Raw genomic sequence first — 18,067 nt, 5'->3', positions numbered from 1 at the left:
ACACGACAGGTTTAGCGTAAAGATCCGGTCGAGAATGGCGTGTGCTTCATCAGCGCTCACGGCGAGAAAGCCATTCTGAACATCATAGCCATGTACGTGGACCAGCCAGCCACCTAAGGCAACGGCGACGCGTTTGAGTATCAAGGCCGCCACCACGGCGACCATCGGCACTATCCAGAGCGAAGAGCGCAGATGGCTAATCAGACTGTAACGACGATTCCAGGCCATTTCCCCTCCTTCGTGAGGTCGCATCCCGCATCGACTCTTCGGCGCGACGCGCATCCCCCTCACGCCGGACCGAACTCGCGTGCACTGAAATTTGGCACCTGCAATCGATTCGGTGTCCGGGGCAGTTTGCATTCGCTGCCCATCGGGAATTGCACGTTACTGAACCCGCGAGTGTTGTCTCCAACTAGAACTAGACTCAACGATGCGCCTGCGCTGGTTGATTCAAATCAACCAGCGTCTGGAGATCAAGTCACAGAAGGGGCACTTGATTGCCACCTTGTTGCGCTGACCGCGAAGACTTGACCTATGTCAAGCGAAATAGCCGCCCCGACGCCTAGCGTTTCATGCATGCCATGTACGGCGGTCGGTGTCACGAACGCAGACGGCAACGACAACGGATTTGGTGCCCATCGCGCCTGATTTATCTGACTAGATCGGCACCCCAAACGGCGTCGTAGCCAGCAAACGACGCACGCCCGGCAGGTCGTCAGGCGGATGTCCGTCCTCAACGACCTCGTATCTTCAGAGGAGTGACTTCAATGTATCGGCCATCGATCTGGATTACCCCGCCCTTGCTGGTTCACGGAACCGATGTGTGGTTCTCAGCGTACGGATTCGGGTGGGGATACCGAGCCTTCGCGATTTCGCTTGAATCCGTACGCACCTCGCTCGGTGCAGCAGACTCATCGGACGAGCAATTCCGCCTGGCCTTCCAACTGGGCACGCAGACGCTTTTGCGTGCAATCCGGGAGCACAATTTTCAGCCTTACGCAGGGGAGCGCATCTGGCTAGCCCTCGAACCGTCGATTCGTCCAACGTCGAACGGACACTGCGAAACATCGACGCTTGCCGAAAGCGATGAAGCCAGCACTGTAGAGGCGTTACGGCCAACACTCGTTTCCTCCGGGTGACCCACGGCAAAGCTCGTCTGGGGGACCAGGCGAGCGCCTCCTGAGCGCGAATACGCGTGGCAAGCCGAGCCACCTGGGTGCCCTCCAGCATGTGTTCCAACGCCATAAGGAGCAGTCTCTATGGAATTCGTATTATTGGCCGCCATCTTTCTTGCGTCGACGGGATTGCTTGTAAGTGCAACCGTGGCACCGACGACGCCAGCCACGACGGCCCCCCTCACGGTTCCCGGCCCCAAGGTGGACCGCATGGCTGCGCCGCAGTCAGGTCCCGATCTGCCCGGTCGCCCAGGCGCATCTCCGGCTGGGAATTCCGAACGCAGCGATAACCCGACTCACGGAGTGCAATATGGGTCTCCTTGATTGGCTGTCACAGCCGAAGCGGTCGCCCCATCCGCATTCGGACAGTATGCGCCTCGCCGAAATGATCGACCGCACCATCGCGATCAACCCACGCCTGAAACACGCGCGGCGCCACAACGAACGTCTGGCTGACGCAGTCGGCGTGGCGCTCGCCTACATCGACGAACTGATCGGCTCGTTGCCGCCAGCACATGAGGCGAATTCGGCAACGTGGTCAACCGATCCGTTAATCAGGGCATTTTTCGCGACACCAGACGATCTGGCAAAAATGTTCAGCCGCTCGCAAGCCCTGCGTGATTACTTCGATCGAAACCCGTCCATGTCGCACGCCTATGCGACCCTCGGCATGGCGATGACAGAGCGTCACGTCCTCGGCGTTGCACTCGAGGGAGAGCTTGTCCGCCATGACGTTCCTCAGACTCAGATCTGCTTCAGCGACCACCGCATCATTATCTGCGCTCAGACGGAGATCGAACTGCATGACGCGATTGCCCGCCGGCTGGTAGACCAACTGGCACTTGAAGGACTATCGCGACTGGCTGCCGACCGCCGCGACCTCCTTGCAAGAGGACGTGAACTGCTTGAGGCGCGTGTCGCTTTGCTGGAGCGCCAGGGCACAGGGGTTCGCTCGGTGCTCGGTGAGCGCCCGGACGACGATGCCGACGAACTGGCCAGGTTACAGATCCAGATTGACGAAAACGCCCGCAGCCTGGCTTCCCTTCGCGTTCCGACTGAAGCGATCGAGTTCGAACTGGACCGGGTCTGCCATGTCTGCGCTCATCCAGCAGACGCTTTGTACATCGAAGCTCGCCGCATCCGTCTGGACCTCCTGAATGTGGTCAGGGAGGACGAGACTCAGGCGAGCCGCGAGATCGAATTTCGGGTCGCTCGCATTCCCGGCGATCCGCCCCGAACGCGTGCCTTCACGCTGGTCCGCTACCCGCGATCGGAATTGCTGCCCGGCGGATTGCATATCGATGCCGCCATGCGGGCCCTGTAGTGCCCCAGTAGCGACAGATTGCGCGCCATCGGGCGAAGCGCAAAGCGCGCTTGCGCCCGACACTGCGCCGACGGGGCCGAACAGCGAGCCAACACGTCTTCCGCACCTATTCGCGAGGCGATAGCACGAGCAATAGCGGAACGGTCGTCAAGCGCAGAGTCCGTTCGGCGACGCTGCCAAGCAGCCAGCGGGCCAGGCCGCGTCGTCCGTGCGTTCCGAGGAGTACGAGCTGCGACTTCGAGCGCACGGCATCACGCTCGATCGCATGTGGTACGTCATCGAACGAACTGCTTGTCTTAATAAGCGCGGTTTCCACCGCCCGTTCACTTTGTCGGCCATACACGGCAAGTTCATCGACTGCCGCCTTGAGGGCGACCCGGCCGATCTCTGTCAGGGTGTCTTCGAGCTGCCTTTCAAAAGGCCCGGTTCCCGCGGCGAGCAGGCGGTCGACGACGTAGACGATGCGCCAATTGGAACGTGGCGCGACGAGACCAGCGCCTGCACGCAGCGCACACAGGGACGCATCACTGCCGTCCGTCGCGAAAAGAACCCGCGAAGGCGGACCATCCGTGGCGCCTTTGTATTCGGGCGGGACGATCAGGACCGGTGCATGGAGCAGTCGGGCCAGCGGCGCAGAGACCTCGCCCTCCACCCAACGCAACAAGCCCTGATGATGGCGGGTTCCCAAAACTACGAGATCGGGTGACCATTGCGAAATCGCATTGCTGAGTGCGTCTACAAGATGACCGCCCACTTTGCAAAGGTCGATGAGTTGGCCCTCTATTTTTGCGTCGCATCCCTGCAGTTTGGCTTGTGCGGCCTGGATCGCGGCATCCGCATCACGCAGCAATTCGAGCCGCGCCCCCTGAAGCTGCACACCCGCCCATCCGCCGAGAGGCACGAGCGTGTGCGGGTTTTCTGCCACGGACACCACGCGCACGGTTACGCCGCCATGAACGAGCGGCTTTAGATACTTGAGCGCCGCAGACGACGCCGGTGTCGAATCCACCGCGACCAGAATCCTCGTGAATGACATAAATAACTTCGTGCCGGATTGCTGGTTCATTTCGCACCTCACGATCAACGCAGGACGTCGAGTTGCATGCTCCCGCGGATCCGCCGCCAGCAATTGACACAGATCAATTCAGACAGAGCCTGGTTCCCTTGCACCCACTCCAGCAGCCGAAATCCCATTTCATATTATCGAATTTGCGCCGTCCTTTTGTGATACCGTCGATCGGCGGCTTGAATCGCTCGTCGTACTTCACCATGAAAAACACCCAAAAAATTGGATCAATGTCCAACTCTTGGGGTGCGGTTCAAGCCGGGTTGGCATTTTTGTTTGTCGGGCGGAATCTTGCCCGGATTCAGGCCGTTGTGCTCGTCAATATACGCGTCGCGCCGGGCCCAGGCGACTCGCCAGATGCCGCGACCGCCGTCTAATCCGCGAGTTGTCCTCGTGCAAGCGTTTCGAGCGCCGACATGTCCCGCGCAATCACCTCTCCCAGATAGGTGCGCAAGAACTCCACCCAGGTTCGGGTCTTCGCATCGACGAACTTGCGAGAGGGATAAAGCGCATACACATTGACCCGTTGCAAGATGTGTTGCGGCAGCACGCGCACGAGCGCGCCACTGCGCAGCCCTTCGATCGCGGCATAGACGGGCAGCATGCCGATACCCATACCCTCTCTAATCGCGACGGCCAGCGACTCAGCGATATTCACCTGCACCGGCCCGTCGACATGCATCGCAACGGCGCCTTCCGGTCCTTCGAGCGTCCACTCGTGCGCGGGAGCCGTGGGCGTCTTCAGGATCAGGCAGTCGTGACGCGCAAGATCAGCCGGCGTTCGCGGCGCGCCGTTCGCTTGAATGTATTCGGGCGACGCGCACAGAATGCTGCACGACACGCCCAGCCGGTGCGAAACGAGATCGGAATTCGGCAACGAGCTCGCGATCACCAGCGACACGTCGCTGCTGCCCCCATACAGATCGGGCATACGCTGCGAGAGCGTGAGTTCGACCGTGACGTCGGGATGCCGTGCGCGATACTGTGAAATCGCTGGCAGCACATAGTGCTGCCCGATGCTCGCGAAACTATGCATACGCAGCGCGCCCGCTGGACGCTCGTGTGCACAGCTGGCTTCCTCTTCGGCGCCATCGACGTCGGTAAGAATCTGCTTGCAGCGCTGCAGATAACGCTCGCCGGCCGTCGTGAGTGCGAGACGGCGCGTCGTGCGATTGAGCAAGCGGGTGCGCAGATGCGCCTCAAGCTCCGAGACCGCGCGCGACATCGCTCCCGTGGTCGAATCGAGCGATTGGGCAGCTGCAGTGAAACTGCCCGCCTCGACCACGCGGACAAACACCCGCATATTTTGTAGCGTATCCATCAGACCTTCAGTCGTTATCTTGTTTCGCGAATGACCAGCGAGCGCGCGCGGGTCACATCGCCTGATCCGCGAACAGGCTGCAGCGCTCACGATCAGGCGCGTGGCCGGTGGAGCGCTGCTTCGTAAGACGAATCACGCGTGCCGAACTTCAGCCGAGAGGCAGTTTAATGAAAATTCGGCGATGCATATCGTGATTTAATGTCATAAAATCCAGTCGTATTTTTCATGCGTAACAAGACTGATATGTCGATAGATATCCGCGCGCTGCGCTATTTTGTCGAAACCGTTCAACTGGGCAGCTTCACGCAGGCTGCCGCCGCGGTGTTTGTCACCCAGTCGACAATCAGCAAGATGGTGAAGCAACTGGAAGACGAAGTCGGCCAACCGCTGTTGATCCGTGATGGAAGGCAAGTTCAGCTCACCGACATGGGGCGTGTGGTGTACGAACGTGGGTTGCAGGCGCTTTCCGTCATTCAACAGTTGCAGTTGGAAGTCGCCGATGTCGCACAGCTCTCTCGCGGTCAACTCTCCGTGGGTATGCCGCCAATGGGGAATCTGTTTTTCCCAGGCGCCGTCAGGACCTTTCAGCAACGTTACCCGAAGCTCGAATTGCATCTCGCCGAACACGGTGGACAATTGCTCGAGCAGAAGGTCATATCGGGAGAGCTGGAAGTCGGCGCCACAGTACTTTTACCCGGAAGCAATCCAGAAGGTCTTGCAAGCCGCGTGATCGCACGCCATTCGATCTGGGCGGTGGGTCCGCGTGAAGCCTCATGGCATGGACGCCGGACCGTGCGGCTTGCCGCGCTCAAAGCCGAGCCGCTTATCCTGCTCGACGAGGGTTTTGCATTGACCCGCCGCGTTCTTGCAGCCTTCCGCGAGGCCGGTATCGAACCGCACGTCGTGGCAAGGAGTGGACATTGGGACTTTCTCGCTGCCATGGCGGCAGCGGGTCTCGGCACTACCTTCCTGCCCGAGCCCTTCCTCGCACACCTCGACGCCGGCAATCTTGCGGTCGCGCGAGTGACGGAGCCGTCGCTGGACTGGACGCTGTCGCACATCTGGTCCGCGGATCGGTATATGTCGCACGCAGCGCGTGCGTGGCTGGACATCTGTCACGAAGTGTTGGGCAAACAAACGCGCGTCGGCGCGCCTTAAGTTCCGCATGCCAGGTATCGACGCGACTGATTGAACTGCGAGGCAATTCGATCGGAGCATAAAGCGCGTTACCTTACTCAACCCACGCGAAAGACCGAAATCGCCGTCTCGAGTTGCCCGGCCTGTACCTTGAGCGATAGCGCCGCCGCGGACGCCTGCTCCACGAGCGCCGCGTTCTGTTGGGTCACACGGTCCATTTCGGAGACAGCCTGATTCACCTGCTCGATATCTTTCGATTGGGCGTCCGAGGCAACGGCAATTTCGTCCATCAAATGGCTGACACGCTTAACCGAAGCCTGAATTTCCTGCATCGCCAAAATCGCGCGATCCGCCTGTTTCGCTCCTGCTCCGACCCGATTCAACGAATCGGTAATGAGGTCCTTGATTTCGCGCGACGCCGTTGCGCTGCGTTGCGCGAGCGAACGCACTTCGCTGGCGACAACGGCGAAGCCTCGCCCTTGCTCACCGGCCCTGGCGGCCTCCACGGCTGCATTCAGAGAAAGAATATTGGTCTGGAAAGCAATGCCCTCAATCGCACCAATGATCTCCGCGATTTTTCCCGACGAATCGGATAAGCCACGCATAGTCCGCACCACGGCCTGCGTCGCCTCATTACCCTGATCGGTGAGCCGCGCAGTGTTTCTCACCACTTCACTTGCCTGTTTCGCATTCTCGGCGTTCAGGCGCACAGTCGCCGTCAACTCATCCATGGATGCAGCGGTTTGCTCCAGCGATGCCGCCTGCTCTTCCGTGCGTTGCGAAAGATCCACGTTGCCTTCGGAAATTTCATGACTGGCCGTTTCGATCAGGCGCGAACCATCCTGAACGACGCCGATTGTCCGAATGAGCTTGCCTTGCATAGCCTTCAGCCCTTCCAGTAATCGCCCCATCTCATCGCGCGAATGGATTTCGACTTCTGCAGTGAGGTCGCCGTTTGCGATGGCGCTAAAGTGATCGAGCGCTCGATCCAGCGGACCGCCTATTGCGCGCTGTAGCGATCGCCACGCAAGAATCGCGGCCGCCAGGGCAATCGCGATACCCACGATGGCAATTGCCAAAAACCAGCGAAAACGCGTCTGAGCGGCATCAAACAATTCCCGTGCGGTCGTGACCTGAGTCCCGCCGAGTGAGTCCATGCCGTCGGACACATCGATAAACAGGGAAGGCGGCAAGTGTTTCCAGACGTCGGCAATCCTCGCCGCGTCATGAGTTTCGATCGCCGCGAACATCAGGTCCAGCCCGTTTGTGACGAGCAAGCCGAACTTCTCGTTGACGTCGTGCGCTTGACGCGCCTCGTCGGCGCTGGAAAACGGCAACGCGCGGTAACTGTCCCACGCATTCCTTGCGGCAGTCAGCAGGTTACGGGCGGTCAGCGTCTCCTGCAGCACGTCAGGGCTCGTCGGATCGAGTGCGATGCGATACAACCACAGACGTGCCCTGGACAGTGCAACGTTCGCCTGCCCCAAGGCCTCGGAAGAGGCCAGTCGGTTCGCGTACAACTCCTTTACATCGTTATTGCTTACGAACACGCCGCCGACACCCATCAGGCCGCCAATGACGAGCAAAACTGCGAGAAAGGCCATCGCCATCGCGAGGCGGGCACGAATGCTGACATCCTGAGGCATAGAGGTCGCTACCTGGGGCTAGAGGTTTTTAATGTCCCGCCATGATTTCCCCGCTACGCAGGAGAATCTGCATGGCATGTTTTGGTCACCTGCCCTGCTAACGGCGAGAATTCCCCAACCATTAGTGGCTAATCCAGAAAGGACATTTATTGAACTTCACATTGCCGCCAGCCCGATAAGCTGATAAACAACAGGATATTGTCAGACGAAAAAGCGGACGCAGAATTATTGTTTAAACGGCGAATCCGCAGATCGCATCCACCAATCCTCTGAGCCGCCCGTCGATGATGCATGACCAAAGGCGAGGTACATGCAAGCGCGGGCATTCGCCCTCGATCGACAGATCAGCCGGTACCTCCCCATGATTCCGGCGGCACCGTCACTCGATTTCGAGCAGGTCGACGACTGCCCGCACACCTGACGTCGCTTTGGCCGCCCCGTACACGAGCCTGCGTTCGGCGTTCGACGCAACTTTGCCTGTGAGGATGGCCGTGCCGTCGTCAATCTCGATCCCGATATGTTTCGCTTCACGATCGCCGTGACGCTGTATCGCGTCGCGAATGCCGACAGCGATATCCTCCGCCGAGGCCTCGCCCCGGACGCGAATTGTGTCGGTGACGCCCGTGACGCCGAGCAGATGCGCAATTGCGTTTTTCGCGGCGTGACTCTGATAGCCCCAATCGCACTCTCCCACCAGCGTGACCCAGCCCTTCTCGACCTGCGCCTGAACCATCTGATTGTTCAAACCGACGCTCCACTCCAGAATCGAGCGCACCGTGTTTGCGATGTCCTCGTCGCTGCGCACGTCATGGCGCGCAAGACGCACCTCCATTTCGACGACGATTCCGCGCACACCCGCGACCCTGGCCGCAGCCCGCTCCGCAGCGAGTTTCTGCGCGAAGCTGGTTGTATGGCCCGACAAGGTGACGACGCCGTTCGACACACCCACCCCGATCTCCGCAGGGTTGATCGACTTGTCCCAAGCGAATTCAGCTTCGACGTCGCGCTTCAGTTCGATATCGGATTTCATTGCCTCTCACTCCTGATCTAAACGCTGATAAAACTGCCTGATCACCATCGAAAAATCGGCTGCGATGCGGCCGATACGGACGATTCGTCCAACTGGTCTGCATTTGCATTTATGCTCTAGCGTCATGCCACTTGCAGATTGCCGACCAGATCTCCTGCGCGCTCTCGCAAAAGCAGAATAGCGCGAGGTCGTCGCGCGCGATCATGCCTTCGTCCGCCATCATGTCGAAGTCGACAAGGCTGCGCCAATACGCTTCGCTAACCAGAACGACCGGAATCGGATCGATTTTTTTCGTTTGCAGAAGCGTCAGGACTTCGAATAATTCGTCACAGGTTCCATAGCCGCCGGGAAAGAACACCGCCGCTTTTGCCCTTTCGAGCAGATGGAGTTTGCGAATGGCGAAGTAGTGAAATCGGAAGCACAATTCGGGCGTCAGATACGCGTTCGGAAGCTGATCGTATGGCAGCGCGATATTCATGCCGACGGTAGGAGAATGGCTCTCAAACGCGCCACGATTGGCAGCCTCCATGATGCCGGGGCCGCCGCCCGTCACGATCGTGAGCCTCGGAAGCCGTGGGCTTCCTTGCGATGCGCCGACCAGCCGCCCGAACTCGCGCGCGATTTCGTAATAAACGCTGTGGCGCACTTTTGCATCCGCCGCACAAACCGCGCGTTGGCGCTGCGCGTCGGACGGCTTGGCCTTGAGCCTCGCGCGCACCTCTGCAAGCCGACGGCGCGCGCGAGCGGGCGCATCAATGCGCGTGCTCCCATAAACCACAACCGTGTCGCGAATACCGATCTGCTGCAACTTCTCCGCGGCTTTCCAGTAGTCGAGCTGCAAACGCACGCCACACATTTCCGGGCGGCGCAGGAAGGCGCCGTCCTCGTCGGCCTGAACATAGGTCGGGCTCTCGACGAGGCGGCGCACGCGCGCCGGCAAAGCCCGGCGCGCCTTTCGCGTGGGCGGCCGTTCCGGTTTGATGGACGTGTTCACGCGAGCACCGAAGCGAAGTGTCCGCGAACGAACTCGCGCACGCGCGCGAAGTCGGCCTGCGCGTCCGCAGGGGGCAACGCCGGGCCAACTTCATCGAAATGGAGATGGCCGACGACGTCGAACCCGACCGCGCCGAATACGTGCACGTCCTGGAGCAACTGCATCGTCTGCCAGCGACCGTCGTCGGTGAGCGAAGCCAGCGGCGCGCCGGAGACCGTCACCATCGCCGCCCGCCGCCCGCCGAGCAAGCCGCGCACTTCGCCCTGCTCCACCGTGTACGCAAAGCCGCGGCTGAAGACGCGGTCGATATAGCCCTTCATCATCGCGGGCATCGCCATCCACCAGAGCGGGTAGATGACGGTCAGAACAGCCGCTTCGAGCACATCCTCCTGAGCGGCCAGTACGTCGACCATTCGAATGTGCGCGTTCCTCCCGTCGATCAGTTCCTCCGCGGGTAGCACGGGATCGAACCCCATGCGGTACAGATCATGAACGCGCACGTCATGCCCCAGGCGGACCAGTTCGCCAACATACATCCGCGTCAAGCTCATGGTGAGGCTGTCCTCGACCGGATGCGCGGCCACGATCAGGTGTTGCATGACTTTGGCTCCTTTCACATTGGGCAAGCGCGACAAGGTCGCTGCACACACAGATTCATCGTGCGCCGCGCCGCCGACCTCGAATTGACACATATCAAGGATGCGATAAGCACGCAGGACGTGTCGATGCCTGCGGCGTACCTCGCCGGCTCACCGTAAGGAGGGCCGCAACGCGCACTCCTCGCGCGCTGCCCTGATTGACCTGAATCAATGGTGCACCCGCTCCGCGCGCCGAGACTGAAACGGCAAACGGATGCCATGACACGCGTACTCGCTCAAGGCATCACGCATTTGCACTGCGCCGCCATCGGCGGCATGGCCGTATATCCCGTGTGCGTTGACGAGCCATTCGGGGCGCGCCGCGTGCACCGACCCGGTTCGACCGGCTCGCCAGCGACTGGAGCAATGTCATGACCTCTATTCAAAGCATCGAGTACGAACCCGCGCCGCAGTTGCCGCCCGCTCGCGCGAGCGGCGAGGCGCCTGTCTTCATCGACCTTCCGCGCCCCCGGCACGACTTCGGTGCGCCGCTCATGAGCGCGCTTGCACGTCGCAGAAGCACGCGCGAGTACGCGGACTCGCCCATTGCGCTGGACACGCTCGGCGAACTGCTTTGGGCTGCGAACGGCATCAATCGCACCGAAACCGATGGCCATACCGCACCGTCGGCTCAGGCCTGCAACGAGATCGACATCTATGTCGCCTTACCTCACGGCGTGTATCGCTACGAGCCCGAATTCGACCGGCTGGTGCTCAAGCATGCCGTCGACGCGCGCAACATGACGGGCTACCAGGACTTCGTGGGCAAGGCGCCGCTCGATCTCGTCTACGTGCTGCGCGGCTCGCAAGTGCTATCGACACCGCGTCGGCAGCGCGAACTGTTCGCGGGCATCGCCGCTGGCGCGATTTGCCAGAACGTCTCGCTCTATTGCGCCTCCGAGGGGCTCGCTACCGTGGTGCGCGGCTGGATCAACCATCGGCTGCTCGCCGATGTGCTCAGGCTGAATGAGGACGAGTTGCCGATCCTCGCGCAGACCGTTGGCAAACCGGCAGCGTGATCGGCTCCCGGCGTGTTCAGGGAAAGAAGGAGTTGGCAATGGCTACGCGCGTCGATCTGACCGGCGTCCAGGAGGTCTATCGCCTCTGCTATGTTTGCGCGCCTTGGGCGTACTTCACACGCGCACCGCTAGAGCAGCAATGGGGTGACAACTGGGAAAAGTCGCCTTACACATCCGAGGCCGGATTGCCCTACGGCGGCGAACGCGACCAGATTCTCAAGATCGCCTTCGACGGTCCGCTGCTCACGCCGGAAACCGGCGCACATGCGCACCCCTTCAGCGTGCAGGAGATCAATAGCCGACGCGCGCCGTGGCTGCGGACCAACAGCTACTTCGGCGGTCCGCCCGTGCATGTCATGGCGGGCGCGACGCTCCAGCGCTTCACTGAGCTGGTCGGCCTCGCGGGTGGCGCCGTCTACGCGCCGGTCGGCTGGGGGCAGTTGCCGGCGCTCGCACGCAAGACGGTGACGAACTGGTGAAAGGACTGCGCGCCCTCTTCGAGAGACAATGCCGACAAATGCGCGAGAGCGGCGTGCGTGACCTTCACGAGCCAGTGAGCCGGCGAGCACCGCACGCTCATAAAAGCCCCCGCACGAGCAGCACCGGGCAGTCTGCCACGCGCACGAACGCCTCTGCCACGCTGCCGAGGAAAGCGCGACTCACGCCGCGGCGGCCATGCGTGCCGAGTACGACAAGTTGCGCGTCTATGCGCGTTGCACATCGGTTCAGGCACACCGCCACGCCGTCGGTGACGCCTTCCAGTTCCAGCAACATTGTCTCGCACGTCACACCGGCCGCCACAGCCTTGGATCGCGCGACGTCCAGCAGCCGCTTCGCTTCCTCCCGATATGCGTCGATGAGGTCCGGCGGGACATAGGTCAGCCCCATACCAAGCGGCGCGATCACATCGATGACATGCGCCACATAGAGTTTCGCCCCGGCCAGTTGTGCAAAGCGAAGCGCTTCCTCGAGCGCTTGCAGCGAGGTCTCGCTGCCGTCGAACGCCATCATGATTTTCTCGTACATGGCCTGCCTCCTCACCCGGGGTACCCGGTGCCGCACCGCGTTGCCTGACGCCAATCTTCGGGTTCACCGGAGCCACGCGGTTGATTTGCATCAACAGACAAGCGCGGCCACGACACAGCGATAGTTTGACCTGCATCAGACGTCTATCCCACTTGCGAGCGATCCTTGGCTAACCAGCCTGCCGATCGACGGTGCGAGGAGAAGTCCATGAAACGCATCCATGAAATTACGCTTGCCGTCGCACTGATGACGGCGATGACAGCAATGACGTCTGGTGCGAGTTTTGGCGCCGCGGACATCGCGGCTTCCGATACGACCACCGTGGCGACGCGGTCCATGCAGAACGGCATTGCCTATATCACCGGCGGCGTCGGAATCGACGAAGCCGATGCGCTTCGCAGCGTGGCGCGTCAGTACAGCCTGCGACTCACGTTTTTGACGGAGGGCGGCCAGTTCCTCTCGGACGTCGATGTCGAGATCGTCGTGCCTTCGGGCGCGTCGGTCTTCAGGACGCGCACGCTCGGTCCGTATCTCTACGTGGCGCTACCGCCCGGACGCTATCAGGTGGCCGCCTACGCGGCGGGGACGAAACAGGTGCGCGTCGTGGTCGTGAACAAGCGTCAGGGCACGAACGCGCAGTTCGTATTTGTCCCGGCCGTGCGCAACGCCGTAGCCCCCTGTTGTCAGACGCCGTCCACGATCAGATGACGCCTTTTCACGCCCTTTTCGCCTCGCTACGCACCGAACACGTTTAGCACGCATTGCGCAGCCCCCCCCGCCCTACGATGGCTGCTGCACGATCACCACGCCGTAACAACGCGATATGTTGCCCATCAATGACGAGTACATGCCGTTTGCCGTCGCGCTGGGTGTGGGTCTGCTGGTGGGCGCGGAACGCGAGCGACGCAAGGGAGAAGGCGTGGCCCGTGCCGCTGCCGGCATCCGCACCTTCACCATCACGGCGTTGCTCGGTACGATCGCCATGCGTGTCGGCGGCACGATACTGGCCGCCACGCTGGTTCTCTCGCTGACCGCGCTGGCCACTGCCGCCTACCTGCGGCCTCACGACGATCCGGGGTTGACCACCGAAGCGGCGCTGATCGCCACACTGCTGCTGGGCGCGCTGGCCGTCATCGACGCGCCACTCGCCGCCGCGCTGGGCGTGGCACTCACGATCGTGCTCGCGGCGCGCGCGCCGTTGCACCGCTTCGTCGTGGCGCGTCTCAATCACAAAGAGGTGGTCGATCTGCTGATGCTGGCCGCGTCCGCATTGATCATCCTGCCGATGCTCCCCGACCGTCCCGTCGACCCGCTCGGTGCGATCAATCTTCAGACAGTCTGGCGCTTCGCCGTTCTCGTCATGGCGATCAGCGCCCTTGGTCACCTGGCACAGCTGATGTTTGGCGCGCGTGTCGGCTTGCCGTTCGCGGGCCTGCTGGGCGGCTTCGTTTCCAGCATTGCGACCATCACGACGATGGGTCGCCGTGCCGCGCTTTCGCAAGCCGATTGTCCGCAGTTCGCCGCCGCCGCCGCGCTCTCCTCGGTCGCGACGCCAGTGCAACTGGCGCTGATCGTCGGCGTCGTTCATGAGCCGCTGCTGCGCCAGCTTGCGCCGGCGTTCGCCGCGGGCACGCTCGGCGCACTGGCCTGGGGTCTGCTCATCGCCTGGCGCGCGATACGCAAGCCGATGCAGGAGGCACTGGTGATCGGCCGCGCTGTGGATCTGAAAGCGGCGTTGCTGCTCGCCTCGACGCTTATGATCCTGACGCTCAGCGGCACCCTGCTTGCACGTTGGTTCGGCGAGGCCGGACTATTGATCGCGGCGATACTCGGGGGCCTCATCGACACGCACTCCGCCGCCGCCTCGATCGCCGCGCTCAGTGCCCAGTCGCTGCTCAGCGCAAACGACGCGGCCATGCCGATCATCGTCGCGTTCACGGCCAACTCGATCATGAAATGCATCGTGGCCGCGGTCTTCGGCAAACGCGCATTCGCGTGGACCGTCGTACCGGGTCAGGCGCTGATCCTCGCCTGCGTCTGGAGCGCGTGGTGGTTCGCCAGTTGAATGTCGGCGGCAGACTAAGACTTGATGTACATCAAGTCTCGACGCGCATCCGGCGACAACATGCAACCAGTCACTTCCGTCTGGCCGCGCGCGTCCCGCGGCGCAGCGAAACGCACTACCCGAGAGCGTGCTCCCCGGCACGCCATTTCCCCCAGGAGAGGTCGCCATGCAGTACAAGACCGTGCTCGCTTATCTCGACCCGGACGAACGCACGCAAGCGAGACTCGATTTCTCGCTGACGCTCGCGGGACGCTTCGATGCCCACCTCATCGGCCTTTATTCGCCGTTCGCGCCAGACTCGCGCGCCTATTTCACGGTCGCCGGCGGTGCCCCGTACTACAGCGAATACTGTGACGTGCGGCGCGGCCAGCAGGCTGCGGCCGAAGAGTCCTTTCACCACGCCTTGAGGCGCGTCGGCATGGACGGCGAGTGGATCGCGTTCGACTTCTACGCCGAACAGCCGATCGTCCGCCGCAGCCGCCACGCCGATGTGCTCGTGGCAGGCCAGGCGAACCCCGACGACAATACCGCGTCCCTGCGCAGGCGCTTTCTCGAGCATGTGGTTATGACGTCCGGCAGGCCAGTACTCGTCTTGCCTTACGCGGGCGCGCTGCGCGCCACCTGCGAAGCGATCGTGATCGCATGGGACGGGAGCCGCGAAGCGGCGCGTGCGGTGCATGACGCAATGCCGCTGTTGGAAACTGCGAAGCGCGTGACGGTGTTGCACATCGATACGTCGAATTCGTCACAAACTCCGATGCCCGGCACCGGGATCTCGGACATTGACCTGCTGCTGGCAAGCCACGCGGTCAATGTGGACTTTGCGCAAGACTTCAGCGACTCGGACGAGACAGCGGGCGAGACCCTGATTTCGTGGGTCGCAAAGAACGGCTGCGATTTCATAGTGGCGGGCGCCTACGGTCATCCGCAGTGGCGCGAGCGCCTGCTCGGCGGCGTCACGCTCTCACTGCTCGAATCGGCTACTGTTCCGGTTCTGCTTTCGCATTGATGAGCCGTCGAGCGGGGGAAGCGCGTGGGCCGCTGTCGTCCGGCAGCAGGCCGAATCGCTGCGTGAATCACCACCCGAATCGGCGGCTCAACGCTCAAGACTCCGGCGTGCCGCCGTCATAGAGCCGTCTCACCTGGGCCGCGTCGCAAAGCGCTGTGCCGTCTGTCAGCAGGGTCGCCGATGCCGCCGCCTGTGCGAGACGGGCACCCGCCGCCAGCCCGTCGCCCCTGCACAACGCGACAACCAGCCCCGCGAGAAAACTGTCGCCTGCGCCAACCGAACTAGAAACCGGCACGGGCAGGGCCTTCACCCGTATCGAGTCCTGAGGCGAAACAATCAGCGCGCCGTTTCCCCCCAGCGTCAGCGCAACGACTTCCGCGCGCCGTTGCGCCACGAGTTCCTGCGCGGCGGCCAATTGCGCCGCCTCGTCGGCGAGCGGCCGCCCGGCAAGCTCCGCCAGTTCGCCAAGGCTCGGTTTCACGAGGTAAACAACCTCGAGCGCCAAGGCGAGCGGCACCCCGGATGTGTCGAGCACCACACGCGTCCCGCGGGCATTCGCGCTCCGTGCGAGGTCCGCATAGGTACGGGCCGGCAAACCCGGCGGCAGGCTACCGCTCATCACGAGATATGGCGGTGCGGGCATAAGCGCCTCGTAGAACGCCAGCGCGCGCGCCCATTCGCCGGCATCCACACGCGGGCCGGGCAGCACGAAGCGGAACTCGCGGCCCGTTGAGCGCTCTTTCACCGAGAAGTTTTCCCGCGTTTCGCCAGCGATATCGAGCCTTCGACAATTGACGCGCTCGGCGGCCAGCAATCGATCCAGCGAGTCGCCCGCCACGCCGCCCGCGAGATAGAGCGCGAGGCAATGGGCGCGCGCGGCGTCGAGACGCTGGATCACGCGTGCGACGTTGATACCGCCTCCGCCCGGATAGCGCCTGCCCGCCTCGCAGCGCATCTTGTGCGTGTCGACCAGGCGCTCGACTTCTGTCGACACATCGACGGCGGGATTGGCTGTCAGCGTCAAGATCTCGATCACTTCATCGGCTCCGATCGGATGACTGAGCCTGTAGGACAATGCCTACGGGCCCAAAACAAGACCTACATCACTTTCAGCGCCCGCTCATTGGTGCGCCTCGCTGCGCTGACCATACTGGAGACGTAGCGAACCGCTCGAAAAGCTCGCCCCTCGGAGCATCGTCATGCAACCCGCGAACAACCCTGCGCTGTCCACCGTTCCGCTCGCCGCGGTGATTGCCCCTGACGACGCCGAATCACTGCTCTCGCTCGCGCGCGCCGCCGGCATGCTGGTCACGCTGGATGGCCAGATCGGCCGCGAAAAATACCAGAGCATCGCGGGTTCGCTGGGAGCGTTCCAACGTTTTGCCGCCGCGCTACGCGACGCACTCAGCGCAGCGAATTGAGTCGTGCTTGAGTCACGCTTGAGCAGCAACTCGGCTTTCATCGCGGCCGGTTCCAGGCGGACCGTCGACGCGAGCTTTGCACGGGCCAGCGCCATCCGCGCTGATCTGCACCAACTCGCAAGGTCCAGCGCGTTGTTCGGCACCGCAAAGATATCCCGCGGCGGCCGCGCGGCTTCTCTGGCAGACCACCGGATTGGGCTTGACCCAAATCAATTCCAAACCGACGGCGGTGCCTAGACTGAGTTGCACGAGACACCGCTTCGGTGTTCGATCCACCGCGGAGCGCCCATCATGGATTACCGCAACATCCTGGTTCACCTGGACGAAAGCGATAGCGCCCGCAAACGCCTCGACGTTGCATTGCGCGTCGCACAGCGTCACCACGCCCATGTGAGCGCGCTTTTCGCGCCCGCTGTGCAAGAACACGACGTCGCGTACGCGTTCGTTCTGAACGCCGAATACTGGTCTCAGTGCCAGCAGGAACACGAAACGTGCCGCCGCGCGCTCGAACATCATTTCTTTGGCTGCCTCTCCGAAGCGGGGCTCAAGGGTAACTGGCGCACGGCAACGAACGCACAGCATGAGTTGCTGACGCGCGCGCGCTTCGCCGACCTGATCGTGCTTGGCCAAAGCGGTTCCGACGATCCCTACGCGTCGCTCGCCAACCGGCTACAGGTTCGCGTGACGCTGAGCGCCGGCCGGCCGGTGCTCTGGATTCCCCATGAAGGCGTGTTTCCCACGGTAGGCGAGCGCGTAATGGTCGCGTGGAATGCGGATCAGCCGGCCGCGCGCGCACTCTACGATGCGCTGCCGTTCATGCGTCTGGCAGAGCACACCGAACTCGTGACATTCATGCCCGCGCACAAGGACAGAGACCGCATGCCGGGTGCCGACATCGGCCTGGTTCTGGCACGTCACGGGCTCGATGTGCACGTCACAGAGCTACATCCGCCGCCGACGATCACGGTTGGCGATGCGCTGCTCGCGCGCGCCGGAAAGACCGGCTGCGATCTGATCGTGATGGGTGCGTACGGCCACGCGCGCTGGAAAGAGCTTCTGCTCGGCGGCGTGACGCAGACTGTGCTCGGCTCGATGTCGGTGCCGGTGCTCATGTCGCATTGAGTTGGTCGATTCGCCGGATCGCGTGTGGGCCGCACAAATTACAGTGCGAACGAGACCGGGAATAGCCGGGAGGG

General features: G+C 62.3%; 17 protein-coding genes and 1 pseudogene. 9 read left to right on the top strand and 9 right to left on the bottom strand.

All coding sequences use genetic code 11. The features are described 5' to 3' along the window. Window positions 1-228, bottom strand: a pseudogene (locus tag U4Y88_RS30010) (DUF2254 domain-containing protein); the annotation flags it as partial. A gap of 1,257 nt (window positions 229-1,485) precedes the next feature. Here U4Y88_RS30010 and U4Y88_RS30005 point away from each other — a divergent pair. Next, window positions 1,486-2,499: a hypothetical protein gene (locus U4Y88_RS30005; protein WP_321788361.1), complete on the top strand. Its 1,014-nt coding sequence runs from the start codon at window positions 1,486-1,488 to the stop codon at window positions 2,497-2,499. Window positions 2,500-2,605: 106 nt separating this feature from the next. Here the strand turns inward: U4Y88_RS30005 and U4Y88_RS30000 are convergent, their stop codons facing one another. Together U4Y88_RS30000 and U4Y88_RS29995 are read right to left on the bottom strand one after the other, a co-directional pair. Beyond that, window positions 2,606-3,565: a universal stress protein gene (locus tag U4Y88_RS30000; RefSeq protein ID WP_321788359.1), complete on the bottom strand. Its 960-nt coding sequence runs from the start codon at window positions 3,563-3,565 to the stop codon at window positions 2,606-2,608. 373 nt (window positions 3,566-3,938) lie between these two features. After that, window positions 3,939-4,886 carry a LysR family transcriptional regulator gene (locus tag U4Y88_RS29995; protein ID WP_321788378.1) on the bottom strand — a complete coding sequence of 316 codons (948 nt, stop codon included), beginning with the start codon at window positions 4,884-4,886 and terminating at the stop codon, window positions 3,939-3,941. 243 nt (window positions 4,887-5,129) lie between these two features. On the opposite strand from U4Y88_RS29995, the gene U4Y88_RS29990 reads away from it, so the two are divergent. Continuing rightward, complete coding sequence (locus tag U4Y88_RS29990) at window positions 5,130-6,044, top strand: LysR family transcriptional regulator (protein ID WP_321788376.1); 915 nt, start codon at window positions 5,130-5,132, stop codon at window positions 6,042-6,044. A gap of 77 nt (window positions 6,045-6,121) precedes the next feature. Here U4Y88_RS29990 and U4Y88_RS29985 read toward each other — a convergent pair whose 3' ends face one another. From U4Y88_RS29985 to U4Y88_RS29970, 4 genes are all read right to left on the bottom strand, one after another. Next, complete coding sequence (locus U4Y88_RS29985; RefSeq protein ID WP_321788357.1) at window positions 6,122-7,669, bottom strand: methyl-accepting chemotaxis protein; 1,548 nt, start codon at window positions 7,667-7,669, stop codon at window positions 6,122-6,124. Between the two features lie 379 nt (window positions 7,670-8,048). Further along, window positions 8,049-8,699, bottom strand: a complete 651-nt coding sequence (locus U4Y88_RS29980) for a BON domain-containing protein (protein ID WP_321788355.1) — start codon at window positions 8,697-8,699, stop codon at window positions 8,049-8,051. 109 nt (window positions 8,700-8,808) lie between these two features. Continuing rightward, a complete protein-coding gene (locus U4Y88_RS29975; RefSeq protein WP_321788354.1) occupies window positions 8,809-9,693 on the bottom strand; it encodes a TIGR00730 family Rossman fold protein in 885 nt (294 codons plus the stop codon). Further along, window positions 9,690-10,292 carry an NAD(P)H-dependent oxidoreductase gene (locus U4Y88_RS29970; RefSeq protein WP_321788352.1) on the bottom strand — a complete coding sequence of 201 codons (603 nt, stop codon included), beginning with the start codon at window positions 10,290-10,292 and terminating at the stop codon, window positions 9,690-9,692. The genes U4Y88_RS29975 and U4Y88_RS29970 overlap by 4 nt, the downstream gene beginning before the upstream one ends. A 410-nt stretch (window positions 10,293-10,702) precedes the next feature. Here U4Y88_RS29970 and U4Y88_RS29965 point away from each other — a divergent pair, with 410 nt between their 5' ends. Both U4Y88_RS29965 and U4Y88_RS29960 read left to right on the top strand, forming a co-directional pair. Next, a complete protein-coding gene (locus U4Y88_RS29965; protein WP_321788350.1) occupies window positions 10,703-11,350 on the top strand; it encodes a nitroreductase family protein in 648 nt (215 codons plus the stop codon). Window positions 11,351-11,388: 38 nt separating this feature from the next. Continuing rightward, a complete protein-coding gene (locus U4Y88_RS29960; protein ID WP_321788348.1) occupies window positions 11,389-11,829 on the top strand; it encodes a hypothetical protein in 441 nt (146 codons plus the stop codon). A 97-nt stretch (window positions 11,830-11,926) separates the two neighbouring features. Here U4Y88_RS29960 and U4Y88_RS29955 read toward each other — a convergent pair whose 3' ends face one another. Next, window positions 11,927-12,376, bottom strand: a complete 450-nt coding sequence (locus U4Y88_RS29955) for a universal stress protein (protein ID WP_321788346.1) — start codon at window positions 12,374-12,376, stop codon at window positions 11,927-11,929. 207 nt (window positions 12,377-12,583) lie between these two features. Between U4Y88_RS29955 and U4Y88_RS29950 the strand changes: the two genes are divergently transcribed. The 3 genes from U4Y88_RS29950 to U4Y88_RS29940 all read left to right on the top strand — a co-directional run bounded on the left by U4Y88_RS29950 (window position 12,584) and on the right by U4Y88_RS29940 (window position 15,450). Then, on the top strand, window positions 12,584-13,084 hold the full coding sequence (locus tag U4Y88_RS29950; protein WP_321788344.1) for a carboxypeptidase regulatory-like domain-containing protein: 501 nt from the start codon (window positions 12,584-12,586) through the stop codon (window positions 13,082-13,084). A gap of 115 nt (window positions 13,085-13,199) precedes the next feature. Beyond that, window positions 13,200-14,441: an MgtC/SapB family protein gene (locus U4Y88_RS29945; protein ID WP_321788342.1), complete on the top strand. Its 1,242-nt coding sequence runs from the start codon at window positions 13,200-13,202 to the stop codon at window positions 14,439-14,441. Between the two features lie 166 nt (window positions 14,442-14,607). Then, window positions 14,608-15,450: a universal stress protein gene (locus U4Y88_RS29940; protein WP_321788340.1), complete on the top strand. Its 843-nt coding sequence runs from the start codon at window positions 14,608-14,610 to the stop codon at window positions 15,448-15,450. Window positions 15,451-15,544: 94 nt separating this feature from the next. Here the strand turns inward: U4Y88_RS29940 and U4Y88_RS29935 are convergent, their stop codons facing one another. Further along, on the bottom strand, window positions 15,545-16,486 hold the full coding sequence (locus tag U4Y88_RS29935) for a 1-phosphofructokinase family hexose kinase (RefSeq protein WP_321788338.1): 942 nt from the start codon (window positions 16,484-16,486) through the stop codon (window positions 15,545-15,547). Window positions 16,487-16,649: 163 nt separating this feature from the next. Here U4Y88_RS29935 and U4Y88_RS29930 point away from each other — a divergent pair, with 163 nt between their 5' ends. Then, the gene (locus U4Y88_RS29930; protein WP_321788337.1) at window positions 16,650-16,871 is read left to right on the top strand and encodes a hypothetical protein; all 222 of its coding nucleotides are present in this window, start codon (window positions 16,650-16,652) and stop codon (window positions 16,869-16,871) included. Between the two features lie 291 nt (window positions 16,872-17,162). Then, window positions 17,163-17,993 carry a universal stress protein gene (locus U4Y88_RS29925; protein WP_321788335.1) on the top strand — a complete coding sequence of 277 codons (831 nt, stop codon included), beginning with the start codon at window positions 17,163-17,165 and terminating at the stop codon, window positions 17,991-17,993. Window positions 17,994-18,067: the final 74 nt, after the last annotated feature.

The organism is Paraburkholderia sp. J94 (genome assembly GCF_905220285.1).
In the GTDB taxonomy this organism is placed as follows: Bacteria; Pseudomonadota; Gammaproteobacteria; order Burkholderiales; family Burkholderiaceae; genus Paraburkholderia; species Paraburkholderia tropica_A.
This window is presented reverse-complemented; position numbering and strand designations above follow the sequence as displayed.